Genomic DNA, 12,070 nt, shown 5'->3' with positions numbered 1-12,070 from the left:
TATCGGCGGTGTCTACCTCTTCCCATTCCGAACAGAGAAGTCAAGCCCGCCAGAGCCGATGGTACTGCGGTAAAACGTGGGAGAGTAGGTCGGTGCCCAATCTTAAATCAAGCCCTTGTCCGGAAACGGTCAAGGGCTTTTTTGTGCACCTTTATTTCCAGGGTACACCCTTAATTCAAAATTCAAAATTCAAAAGTCAAAATTCAAAAAGAAGGCGAATAGCTTACAGCAAGCAGTTTCGTACTATAAATGATCAGAAAAGGGGGACTTTTAGGGTTATTTTAAAGAGAAAAAGTGCATAAAAATGCAGAAATATCGAGGTTTGTGTGAGGATTATTAAGCATCCCGTTTTTGAACCTTAATCCACCCTACCAGCTACCTGCCGGGACATTGAAATGCTCCGCTGGTGATCCTTTGAAACACCTTCGAAGTACTGACAAAGTAGTGTCACCACTTTGTTGGATGGCGGGTGGTATATTTGTAGGGTTGGGGGCGAATAAAAAGGATTTATAGATAAACATCATATTTGCATCACCAAAGGTTTTATAAGTCACCTTCACTATGAAAGATAAATTTTTTACAACGGTTTTATACATTTTAATAACGGGCTTATGTGGCCCGGTAGCGAAAGCTCAAACTACCCCTATGGCAATGCCATCCACAATTAATAATCATCCCTGGACAGATAAGCAATTAATGGAGCCAGTTGCATTGGCCGCCAGCCTGGAGAATACTCCTGCAAATCAACCCTTAATATTGAACATTGGAGCGGTAGAGGATATCATGGGAGCCAAACATATAGGTGCAGTTAGCAAACAGGAAAATATGGAAATGCTCGAAAACACAGTTTCTGCGCTACCAAAAACTACGGAAATTGTTATTTATTGCGGATGCTGCCCGTTTACAAAATGCCCAAATATTCGTCCGGCATTTCTGCAATTGCAAAAGCTTGGCTTTACAAATGTTAAACTTTTGAATCTGCCGGTAAACCTGCAATCCGGCTGGATCTCCAAGGGTTACCCCTTGGCGGCTAACAGATAGAAAATGTGTATGTGCGATCTCCGGCAATGTATTCATTAAAACTATCCATGCCGGATCTCGATGCAATGGAGCGGCATGGATAATTGGTTTTACAGAAATGCTTACGCTTAATGCCTTAACTTTTCTTCTTTTTATTTTGTTCCTTTTGATGTTCTAACAAAAGGCAATGCGCGGCACAGGCGTGAAGTTTATAATTTTTGTGGGTGGTTCCCCAATTATGTCCCTGGGGATCTAAAATTTCACATTTTTCTTTGTCCAGGTCTTTGGTGGTAAGTACATTTTCCCCTTTAATATCATAATAGGAGCCGTTTTTATTTGCTTTACCTAAATTTACGCCGTTGGCATCAATCACATTTCCGTTGCGATCAATAAAGTAAATCTTTTTTCCTTTGTTGTCCCTTACAATATTATTTTTATCAATAACCGCAAGTTTAGTTCCCTTATGATCTTTGATCACGCCAGATGAGTCAATAAAGATCTCCTGGTTTTTACCCACATGCGTTTGGCCTGCAACATTATTAATAATGCCGGTAGTAAATGTTGCTATTAAAATGAATAGAAGCTGTAATTTTTTCATGATGCTTATCTTTTTGATTTAACTCAAAATTGATCTTTATATCACTTAAATTTACTGATTAACAGCACTTTAAAATATGATATTGCTCATGAAATTCTCACAGGGGAGGGTTAGTTATATGCAGCTATAATCAACCAGCAAGCAAGTACCACTTATTTTATTCCCAGGCTTGCCCTCACCTGTTTAACCTCTGATGCGGTTACCAGGTTGCTGTTGTTGCCAAAATTACTGCGGATGTAGGTAAGCACCGCCGCAATTTCCGCGTCGCTTAAAAAATTATGCTTGGGCATTACGCTGTTATAGGGTCGGTTCTTAACTTTAATCGGTCCTTCAAGACCATTCAGCAATACCCGGATAGCCGGTTCTTTTTGCATATACTTACCCCCCGTAACCCACTCCGAGCCATTTAGCGGCGGGAACAGGTTACCATCTCCTTTCCCGTTTTTTTGATGGCAGCCTACGCAATAGGTATTATATACTTTGATTCCCCCTTTAAGCATACCGGTAGCAATGTTATTGCGAATCCTGTCGGGTATTTTAAAGTTCGGCAGTTTTTTGCGAAGTTCCATTTTAGCAAGCTGGGCACCGGTAAATTTGGTTTTGTCGCCCTCATAAAAAATACGCCATACCCGTCCTTTTTCGGTATCGCTTACATATAGTGACCCATCGGGACCCATAGACAAGCCCATTGGCCTGCAAACCGCCTCACTAACACTTGCTACCGTAGTAAGCCCGGCAAAACCATCGGCAAATATTTCCCAGGGACCGGCGGGAGCTCCATTTTTAAACGGAACAAACGCCACAAAAAAGCCTGCCTGTGGATATGGTGAGCGGTTGGTTGAGCCATGAAGGGCCACAAATGCACCATTCTTATACCTCGCCGGAAACTGGTTGCCGGTATAAAACAACAGGTCGTTGGGCGCCCAGTGCGCCTGGAAAGCAATCAAAGGTTGTGCATATTTTGCACCATTACCTGCTTTTTTGCCATCGCCCCCATACTCGGGGTTTAGCAGCTTTTTATGACGAATAGGATCATAATAATAATATGGCCAGCCTACGTCTGTACCTTGCTTAATCTTCACAAATTCCTCGGCAGGCAATACAGCGCTTTGCCATGCATTGAATATTTTGGGGAACAGCAAATGCAGATCGTCCCTGCCGTGGGCAACCGCATACAGGCAATTATCAGCAGTATTCCAATCCATCGCCACCACACTGCGCAAGCCCGTAGCATAGCGGATGCCGTCTTTTTGCTCCTGGTTGGGTTTGGCCTCATCAAATTGCCAGATACCCCCATACTCCTGTAATAAAGGGCAACCCTTAATCCCTGGCGAACCGGGTACCCGGTTTTGCTCCTGGCAGGCGTTTGATGGCGCGCCAAAAGCTACATACATATGCCCGGCATTATCAAAGGCCAGGGGTTTGGCATCATGCTCGTGCTCGCCATGCGTATCATGCAATATCAATTCGAGCGGGCCATCGGGCACCAATGTATTCGGGTTTAGTTTGGTTCGAAAAACATTCATTTCCGAGCTGAAATACAGGTAGCCGTTATGGACGCGCATAGCCGTACCATAGGACCCTTTATCTTCATAATTAGCAAATTTTTGAATGATATCAGCTTTACCATCGCCATCGGTATCGCGAGCGGCAACATTGCCGCCAATAGTATCCGGGAAGCGAAGCTTTACATAGATATCGCCGTTGCTATTCACCGCCAGGTGCCGCGCCCGGCCTTCCAGGCTATCAATCACCACAACAGCTTTAAACTTGCCGGGGAGGTATAAGCCACCGTTGTTTACGTCGGCGGTAAGTGTTTTATGCTTTTTTATTACGAGGGAGAAGCTGAGCATGGCCAAAGCCAATAAGATCATACAAATAACAGTTATCGGTTTATGAACCAGCTTTTTTAAAAATAAAAGATTGTATTTCTTCATCAGGGCGAATAGGGGGATAAATATAATTAGAGTTGGCTGCTATCCATGTTGCTTAAAACTTGTCGGTATTAAAAGGAATCTGTGGGGTAAATGTTTAGATAATTTACCGAAAGAGTAGGGTAATGCAGGGTGCATCTTTAACCGTTGATTAAGCCCTCACCGGAAATTGCATTCTTCGACCAGGTACGGGAGAAACTCCGGTTAAAATCAACGAACCAATTTATCAAACTCTTCGATGGATATTATAACATCTTCCCTTAGTATTTTTCTTAGTAAACCTTTAGGTAAAGGCTCATTTTAATGAACAGGTATAGTAGTCACCCTACCATCCGGATGTTTCATTCTGTGAGCCCTTTATTCTTATTACAACAAATCCCAGACTTTGAAGCAGAGACACCATTTGCTTACCGCTTACTACCGGTAATTTATCGCTCATGCAGATATTGGAATATTGATTTCCATCTCACGCACCCCTATAAACTGATTAATATTTTCCGTGGTTTGTTCTTCCATGCAAAGCTCAATGACCTCTCTTAAATTTTCGAGAGCCTCATCAATGGTGTGTCCATAGGAATGGGACCCTCTAAAAGTAGGGCACGAAACAATGTAAACTCCATCTTCATCTATTTCAACAACTACCGGAAAATGATATGTTTTCATATATGCGCTTGTAAACAAATTTAATATTAATTTTTAAGATTTGAAATTGAATGCTGGGGCATGCGTTCAAAGGAGTAACAATTTTACCTCTCGTATTTAATAAAACCTTATCTTATCATCCTTAATGATCTACAGCCATGCCCGCATCACAAAAAAAATTAGGTTTATGGACAAGCACCTCCCTGGTGGTAGGCAATATGATAGGTGCCGGGGTATTTTTAATGCCTGCAGCTATGGCTTCATTTGGGAGTATTGGTTTGCTGGGCTGGGTATTTTCGGCGATAGGCTCATTTTTTCTGGCGAAAGTTTTTAGCAATATGAGCAAGCTCCTGCCACATGCAACGGGTGGACCTTATGCTTTTACACGTTATGGATTGGGCGATTTTGCAGGTTTTTTAGTGGCCTGGGGATATTTTTTGTCTACTTCATGCGCCTGCGCGGCCATCACCAAATCATTGGTAAGCGCGTTAAGTACTTTCTTTCCGCAATTGGCAAGTGGTCTTCCTGCCGTATTAACCGGGTTGTGTGCTATCTGGCTGCTTACTTACATCAACACCAGAGGCATTGTCACCAGCGGAAAATGGCAGCTGGTTACCACCATACTTAAAATTTTACCGTTAGTGCTTGTGGCATTTGGTGGTTTGTTTTTTTTACAGGCCAAAAATTTTTCTCCATTTAACAGCAGCGGTACAACTACTTACAGCGCAATCAGTGCCACCGCGGCCATGACACTGTTTTCGTTTATAGGAATTGAATGTGCTACGATACCAGCCGGAAGTGTCGAAAATCCTGAAAAAACCATACCCCGTGCTACATTGCTGGGGTTGATGATTGCCACACTGGTATATATTTTAGGGAGCGTAAGTGTAATGGGGCTAATACCTGCCACCCTGTTAGAGAAGTCGCAAACACCTTATGCTGATGCAGCTGCAATAATTTATGGTAATAACATTAGGTACTGGGTTAGCGCCGGCGTTGCTATTGCCGCGTTTGGCGCCCTTAACGGGTGGACACTGATGCAGGGCCAAATGCCTTTTGCCGTAGCCAGGGACAAGTTATTCCCTGCTATATTTAGTAAACAAAATAAAAGGGGAGTACCTTATATGGGCATCCTGCTTAGCAGTACTTTGGTTTCTATTTTTATGAGCATGAACTATACTAAAGGATTTGTAGCGCAATTCAGATTCCTGTTATTGCTTTCATTGTTATCGATGCTTATTCCTTACCTGCTATCGGCTGCCTCTTACCTTATAATCCGGGTAAAAAACAAACAGGCAGATGGTTGGTTAGGTGCTGTGGTTTTGGCTATGATAGCATTCGCTTATGCATTATGGAACATTGCGGGTACCGGTAAGGAAGCCGTTTATTATGGTTTTTTATTGCTGATGGTCAGCGTTCCGTTTTATGTTTGGGTGGCTTATAAAAAAAATAGCCGGCAGTAAATACCTTATAATTTTTATTGATACGCAGCTATAACCATACTTTAATATTATTTTTACTTACATAATTGTTTATTTGACAGGTAAAATCACTTTGTCGCTTAAATTTTACATCAATTGGCAATAAAATTCAATGTTCAGATAATCAATTACTTATGGTGTGATAAAAAAACTTAAATGTTAAATTTTCGGCCTCAAATGTTAAATTTCATTAGGCAAGTGTTAAACCCCTTTGATTACTAAGAACTTAGTTATATCTTGGTTTCCATAAACTACCTTATGAAAATCACAATTACTGCACTAATAATATTTTGCTTAAGTACAGTCTCCGTTTTTGCGCAAAATACCTATTCTATTAAAGGTTCGGTTGCCGATACGGCATCAAACTCAAAACTCACCAATGCCACAGTTGCAGTTTTAAACGCCAAAGATTCTATCCTGCAAAAATTTACCAGGGTAAGCGAGGGGCAGTTCGCAATGGATAATCTTAAAAAAGGCAAATTCATCCTGCTGGTAAGCTACTCGGGCTATGCCGATTTTGTGGAGCGCTTTACGCTCGATTCGGCACATACTACCCATAACTTTGGCAGTATCGGCATGATACTTAAAACCCAACTGCTTAAAGAAGTAATTATAAAGGCGAAGGTTGCTGCCGTTAAAATAAAAGGCGATACCACCGAATTTAATGCCGCGGCATTTACGGTACAGCCCAATGATAAGGTAGAGGATCTTTTAAAACAGCTTCCCGGCATACAGGTTGATAAGGATGGAAAAATAACCGCCCAGGGACAAACGGTAAGTAAAGTATTGGTTGATGGCGAGGAGTTTTTTGGCGACGATCCCACCCTGGTAACCAAAAACCTGCGTGCCGATATGGTAGATAAAGTACAGCTTTACGATAAAAAAAGCGACCAGGCGGCTTTTACCGGCATTGATGATGGCATAAAAAATAAAACCATCAACATAAAACTTAAAGAGGATAAAAAGAACGGCTATTTTGGCAAATTGGATGCCGAAGGCGGTACCGGTAAATATTACCAGGAACAACTGATGTTTAACCGTTTTAAGGGCAAGCAAAAATTCTCGGTTTACGGTACTATTGGTAATACGGGTAAGATAGGCCTTGGCTGGAGAGACGAAAATAAATACGGCGGCACCGGCCTGGAATTTAGTGACGATGGCGGCTTATTCTTTAGCGGAGGTGGCGGCGAAAGCGACCTTGACAGTTGGAACGGCCGGTTTGAAGGACAGGGTATCCCACTGGCACGTACTGCGGGCGCACATTATGATACCAAATGGAATGCCGATAAACAATCGCTTAATGCCAATTATAAAATAGGATCAATTGATGTAGACGGAACGATAAATACATTAACCCAAAACACATTGCCGGGCAATTTTATTAACAGTAACTCCGACCAGAGCTTCCATAAATATATGTTTCGCCAAAAACTTGATTTAACCTACCAGGTAAAACTTGATACCTCATCAAATCTAAAGCTGATGGTTGACGGTACGAATAAGCACAGCAAGGTTGATAACACTTACGCGGCAACAAGCTTGCGCCAGGATGGCACTAAGCTAAACTCCAACAACCGCACGGTAAACAATGATATTACCGACAAAATATTTCACGCAAGCGCTTTTTATACCAAAAAATTTAAAAAGGTTGGGCGCACGTTATCTGTAAACATCAGTGAAGCTTATAACGAGAGCGACGCGAAGGGCTTTTTAAAATCAAACACCACATTTTTTGATACATTGGGAAATGCCGCCAGTACGCAGGCTATTGATCAGCGTAAAACTACTCAAACTAAAAGCAATGTATTAAGCTCAAACGTTACCTACACCGAGCCCCTATCTAAAAAGTTTTCGGCAGTTATCAATTACGGCATCAATGTGAATAACGGAAGCTCAGACAGGCGCTCATACAACCAATCGGCCCCAGGCGTTTATAACGTACAGATCGATTCGCTGAGTAACGATTATAAGCTTAATCAGCTTTCCAATCAGTTTGGTTTAAATTTCAATTATAAAAGCAAAAAAGCCACTTTCAACTTTGGTTCAAAAGTAGCGACAGTAAATTTTAAACAGATCGACCTGTTTAATGATGCCAACACGCGCACGCGCAATTTTGTAAACTGGTTTCCGCAGGCTACCTATCAATACCGTTTTTCGCAGCAGCAATCTATCCGCATCAGTTATAACGGTAATACCTCGCAGCCAAATATCGACCAGATTCAGCCCGTAACGGTAAATACCGATCCGCTTAATATTACCCTGGGTAACCCTAACCTGAAACCATCTTTTACCAACCGTTTTTCATTATGGTATAACTCCTATAAAGTTATCAGCGATGAATCGCTATACGTAGGCGGATCATACAGTAACACCATGAATCCTATTGTGAGCAATGTGGTTACCGATACCGAAACAGGTAAAAGCATTTTCCAATCCTCAAACCTTAACAGGCAAACCATTAATATGGATGCCAATATTTACTATGGCCGCAAAATTCCGGTTGGTGGTATCAACGCAGGTGTAAGCGCAGATGCTAATGGCAACACTTACTACAACCTATCAAACAATAAGCTCAATAAAACAACATCGTATACTTATTCTGCCAATTTTAACCTGTCAAAATACGTGCAAAAAAAATATAATGTATGGGCTTCTGCGGGTCCTGCCTATACACTTAACTCATCGTCACTTTTGCCAAACGTAAACAATAATGGCAGCGGTTTTAATGCCAACGGCGGGTTTAACTTTTATTTGCCTGCAAAATTCTCTATTGGAAGTAATTGCTCATACCAATACAACGCCAAAACACAATCGTTCCCCGAAGATTTTAAGCGTACCACGCTGAATGCCAACATTGGCAAATCATTTATGAAGGACGAAAGTATTAAGCTAACTTTAAGCGGCAACGACCTGCTTAATCAAAATAAAGGATACAACAGGAGCGGATCGGCCGGAATATTAACACAGGAAAGATATACCGCTATCAAGAGATATTTTATGCTATCGCTTAGCTGGGATTTTAACCATGTTGGCGGTGGCGCAGCACCTAAAAAATAAAAACCATGAAAAACCTTATAATACTCACCACTTTTGTAATTGCCTTTGGCAGCAGTGCAGTGTTTGCGCAAAACAAGCATTTTACCATGAACGGCACAATTGAGTTTGAAAAAACCGTAAACATGTACGCTTTTTTTGAAAAGCAGATCAATAAAAACAATGAAGATTTTCTTCGCTCTGCTTTTGACTCCTACAAAAAAACGCAGCCGCAGTTTAAAAAGCTTAAAAGCATACTAACATTTGCCAATAACAAAACGTTGTATACGCCTGTTGAATCGGATGCGCCGGATAATGGTATTTTTGACGACAGCCCGGTAGTGACCCAGGTAAATACTATCGCAGACGATTTTACCACCGGTTTTACCACCAATCAGAAAAAAGTATTCGAATCAACTTTCCTGGTGAAAGATACCTTGCGTAAAATAAACTGGAAATTAACCAACGAAACCCGCGAGATAGCCGGGTTTACCTGCCGTCGCGCCAATGCGCTGGTAATGGATTCTATTTATGTAGTGGCTTTTTACACCGACGATATTGCGGTACCTGGCGGACCGGAAACATTTACCGGCTTACCCGGGATGATATTGGGCCTGGCACTCCCGCATGAAAACGTTACCTGGTTTGCCACCCGGGTAAATGAAGTAGTTGTGGATGATAAGTCCCTTGTACCGCCCAAAAAAGGCAAAATGGTAAATAACCAGCAACTTACAGCAACCCTAAAAAATGTAATGAAAGATTGGGGCACCTATGCCAACGCCTATTTAAAAGCATTTACGTTATAGTACCTGCCTAAAGCAAGACTTACGAAGTTTTTAAAACTTCGTAAGTCTTTATAAACCGACCGTCATTGCGAGGTACGAAGCAATCCCCGATTTACAGAGTCGCCCTGTATAGTTAGGGATTGCTTCGTGCCTACCCATGACAAGTTTGGTTTTACACAAACATTGGCTTAAACGCTGGCCACGACTCACCCCGGCTACGCTATGCTGGCCGACCCTCTCTCCGGCTGTGCCGCAAAGAGGGTGAAGCTCAATTTTTGTTTTATTGCCCCTCTATGCGACGCAGTCGGAGAGAGGGGCAGACGGGCGTAGCCTCGTCGGGGTGAGTCGACTCGCAGCCATGCGATACACGTCATTTCCCCTTCAGAGTTTCACAAAATTTTAGCTCTTGCAATGACGATTAGATATGTGCTCAAGTCTGCTATTTTGCCTATCCCACACCTATTTGCTGAGGGGCTTACGCGTTTGCCAGCGCCCTATCCAAATGCACATAACCACCGTCAACATGTATCAATTGCCCGGTAGTATGGCTCGACATTGGTGACAGCAGGAAGGCTGTGGTATTGGCCAGTTCTTCGGCTGTGGTCATGCGGTTGCCTAATGGTATTTTTGCTTCTATTTCCTGGAGTTTTGCTGCCGGATCGGGCAGGGTTTTTATCCAGTTTTCGTAAAGCGGTGTCCAGCATTCGGCCACCACAATAGCATTTACGCGGATGCCGTATTTTAACAATTCTACCGCCCATTCGCGGGTTAATGCGTTACGCCCGCCGTTTGCAGCCGCGTAGCCCGATGTATGGCCCTGCCCGGTATCGGCTGTTTTGGAGGTGATATTGAGGATAGCCCCTTTTGATTTTTTTAGTTCGGGCAGTGCGTAATGCGCCATGAGGTAATAGTGCACTAAGTTTTTATGCAGTGATGCAGCGAAGCCTTCATAATCGCCGCTCTCCAATCCTACACCATCGTTAACGCCCGCGTTGTTCACCAGGCCGTCAATCCGGCCATATTGGGCAACTACGGCATTAACAGCCGCCTCGCTTGCTTTAGGGTCGGTAAGCTCGGCAACTACCTGGAAGGCTTTGCCACCGGCAGCTTCAACTTTATGCACTACCTTAAGATTATCTGCTTCGCTGCGGCCAACAATAATAGGTATGGCGCCCTCGGCAGCCAATACTTTAACAATACCTTCGCCGATGCCTTTTGCACCGCCTGTTACTATAATTACCTTATCTGTAAGTTGTAAATCCATGCTTATATGTTATAAAATATATCAATTCAAATTAATGGGAAACCGCCATACTAACCTTCTCTTTCACCCGCAGGTTTTTAACCGCAAAATAAAATACGAATAAAAAGCAGGCCGCCGGTACCAGGTAAGCTATCTGGATGTTGGTCATGTCAGACAGTTTGCCCATGATAGGTGGAAAAATAGCCCCGCCTACAATAGCCATAATTACAAGTGATGAGCCCTCCTTGGTTTTGGTGCCCAGGCCGCGGATACTTAACGAAAATATGGTTGGGAACATGATCGACATAAAAAATTCTACACCTATTAAAGCAAAAACCGGGAATTTGCCATGCAGAAATACCGATAGCAGAATAAGCAATACATTGGTAATACCATAAATGGCCAGCAGTTTTACCGGGTTAATAAATGTCATTAAAAATGTGCCAACTGCTCTACCTGCTAAAAAGGCCATTAAGGCAGCGGTTAAGTAATAAGCCGCGGTTTTTTCATCCATGCCCGATACACGTTCAGAAAAACGGATAAAAAAGCTGCCTACGCAGGCTTGTGCACCTACGTAAAAAAATTGTGCCGCTACACCAAAATTTAAATTCTTCTCCTTTAAAAGTGCAGCTGTGCGTTGAAAAAATGATAGGTTTTCATGTAATGGTGAGCCTTCTCCTTCTTCAACAATTTCGGGTAAATGTGTTCGCCATAAAAGTGCAGTTACTATGAGCACACCTACAGCAATAACAATATAGGGTATTTGTACCGACGAGGCTTCTTTATTTAAATAATCATTCAGCTGACCAGACGACATGGCCGATTCCTGCACAGCTGTAAGGTTTTTACCCGACAGGATAAAAATACCGCCGATTAATGGGGCAAGGGCAGCCGCTAAACCATTAAATGTTTGTGCAAAATTAATGCGCTGGGTTGCACCGGCAGGGTCGCCAATGGCGGTGATGTATGGATTGGCCGCGGTTTCTAAAAATGCTGCCCCCGAAAATATTACAAACAAAGCACCCAGGAAAAAAGCGTAATTCCGTACAATGGATGCCGGGTAAAACAAAAACGCACCTGCCGAAAAAAGGATCAGCCCTAATAAAATCCCGCCTTTATAGCCATAACGTTTCATGAACTGGGCTGCCGGGATAGGTAACAAAAAGTAGGCGATGTATGATGCCGAATCAATTAATGATGATTGCAGATCACTTAACTGGCAGGCTTTTTTAAGGTGAGGTATCAATATTGGATTTAGGTTTAGCGCAAAGCCCCATATAAAAAACAGGGAAGTAATAAGGGTTATCGCTAAAAGGTCTTTGTTTTTTGCCATC

The 12,070-nt window shown here is 42.6% G+C and carries 9 protein-coding genes and 1 rRNA gene; 5 read left to right on the top strand and 5 right to left on the bottom strand.

What is annotated here, in order from left to right; all coding sequences use genetic code 11:
• Both rrf and AC1DO4_RS06795 read left to right on the top strand, forming a co-directional pair.
• A 5S ribosomal RNA gene (gene rrf / locus AC1DO4_RS06800) occupies window positions 1-101 on the top strand; the annotation flags it as partial.
• Between the two features lie 460 nt (window positions 102-561).
• A complete protein-coding gene (locus AC1DO4_RS06795; protein WP_477414131.1) occupies window positions 562-1,041 on the top strand; it encodes a rhodanese-like domain-containing protein in 480 nt (159 codons plus the stop codon).
• Between the two features lie 115 nt (window positions 1,042-1,156).
• Here the strand turns inward: AC1DO4_RS06795 and AC1DO4_RS06790 are convergent, their stop codons facing one another.
• The 3 genes from AC1DO4_RS06790 to AC1DO4_RS06780 all read right to left on the bottom strand — a co-directional run bounded on the left by AC1DO4_RS06790 (window position 1,157) and on the right by AC1DO4_RS06780 (window position 4,215).
• Entirely contained in the window at window positions 1,157-1,618 is a 462-nt protein-coding gene (locus AC1DO4_RS06790) for a hypothetical protein (RefSeq protein ID WP_477414129.1), read from the bottom strand.
• Between the two features lie 152 nt (window positions 1,619-1,770).
• Window positions 1,771-3,555 (bottom strand): PQQ-dependent sugar dehydrogenase, encoded by a 1,785-nt coding sequence (locus tag AC1DO4_RS06785; RefSeq protein ID WP_477414127.1) that lies wholly within the window; start codon window positions 3,553-3,555, stop codon window positions 1,771-1,773.
• 432 nt (window positions 3,556-3,987) lie between these two features.
• The gene (locus AC1DO4_RS06780; RefSeq protein WP_477414125.1) at window positions 3,988-4,215 is read right to left on the bottom strand and encodes a type II toxin-antitoxin system HicB family antitoxin; all 228 of its coding nucleotides are present in this window, start codon (window positions 4,213-4,215) and stop codon (window positions 3,988-3,990) included.
• A gap of 137 nt (window positions 4,216-4,352) precedes the next feature.
• Here AC1DO4_RS06780 and AC1DO4_RS06775 point away from each other — a divergent pair, with 137 nt between their 5' ends.
• The 3 genes from AC1DO4_RS06775 (at window position 4,353) to AC1DO4_RS06765 (ending at window position 9,514) form a co-directional block, all read left to right on the top strand.
• Entirely contained in the window at window positions 4,353-5,657 is a 1,305-nt protein-coding gene (locus tag AC1DO4_RS06775) for an amino acid permease (RefSeq protein ID WP_477414123.1), read from the top strand.
• Window positions 5,658-5,933: 276 nt separating this feature from the next.
• Window positions 5,934-8,732 (top strand): outer membrane beta-barrel family protein, encoded by a 2,799-nt coding sequence (locus AC1DO4_RS06770; RefSeq protein WP_477414121.1) that lies wholly within the window; start codon window positions 5,934-5,936, stop codon window positions 8,730-8,732.
• Window positions 8,733-8,737: 5 nt separating this feature from the next.
• Window positions 8,738-9,514 carry a GLPGLI family protein gene (locus tag AC1DO4_RS06765; RefSeq protein ID WP_477414119.1) on the top strand — a complete coding sequence of 259 codons (777 nt, stop codon included), beginning with the start codon at window positions 8,738-8,740 and terminating at the stop codon, window positions 9,512-9,514.
• Between the two features lie 454 nt (window positions 9,515-9,968).
• Here the strand turns inward: AC1DO4_RS06765 and AC1DO4_RS06760 are convergent, their stop codons facing one another.
• Together AC1DO4_RS06760 and fucP are read right to left on the bottom strand one after the other, a co-directional pair.
• The gene (locus AC1DO4_RS06760; RefSeq protein WP_477414117.1) at window positions 9,969-10,757 is read right to left on the bottom strand and encodes an L-fucose dehydrogenase; all 789 of its coding nucleotides are present in this window, start codon (window positions 10,755-10,757) and stop codon (window positions 9,969-9,971) included.
• 31 nt (window positions 10,758-10,788) lie between these two features.
• Window positions 10,789-12,069, bottom strand: a complete 1,281-nt coding sequence (fucP, locus tag AC1DO4_RS06755; RefSeq protein WP_477414115.1) for an L-fucose:H+ symporter permease — start codon at window positions 12,067-12,069, stop codon at window positions 10,789-10,791.
• Window position 12,070 lies beyond the last annotated feature (1 nt).

It is taken from the genome of Mucilaginibacter sp. P5_A6 (assembly GCF_056400585.1).
Note: the sequence above shows the minus strand (reverse complement) of the source record. Positions and strands in the feature narration are given on the sequence as shown.

Excerpts from the sequence above, each read along its gene's own strand:
- AC1DO4_RS06795 (WP_477414131.1), top strand. The coding sequence starts at position 562 with ATGAAAGATAAATTTTTTACAACGGTTTTATACATTTTAATAACGGGC.
- AC1DO4_RS06790 (WP_477414129.1), bottom strand. The coding sequence starts at position 1,618 with ATGAAAAAATTACAGCTTCTATTCATTTTAATAGCAACATTTACTACC.
- AC1DO4_RS06785 (WP_477414127.1), bottom strand. The coding sequence starts at position 3,555 with ATGAAGAAATACAATCTTTTATTTTTAAAAAAGCTGGTTCATAAACCG.
- AC1DO4_RS06780 (WP_477414125.1), bottom strand. The coding sequence starts at position 4,215 with ATGAAAACATATCATTTTCCGGTAGTTGTTGAAATAGATGAAGATGGA.
- AC1DO4_RS06775 (WP_477414123.1), top strand. The coding sequence starts at position 4,353 with ATGCCCGCATCACAAAAAAAATTAGGTTTATGGACAAGCACCTCCCTG.
- AC1DO4_RS06770 (WP_477414121.1), top strand. The coding sequence starts at position 5,934 with ATGAAAATCACAATTACTGCACTAATAATATTTTGCTTAAGTACAGTC.
- AC1DO4_RS06765 (WP_477414119.1), top strand. The coding sequence starts at position 8,738 with ATGAAAAACCTTATAATACTCACCACTTTTGTAATTGCCTTTGGCAGC.
- AC1DO4_RS06760 (WP_477414117.1), bottom strand. The coding sequence starts at position 10,757 with ATGGATTTACAACTTACAGATAAGGTAATTATAGTAACAGGCGGTGCA.
- fucP (WP_477414115.1), bottom strand. The coding sequence starts at position 12,069 with ATGGCAAAAAACAAAGACCTTTTAGCGATAACCCTTATTACTTCCCTG.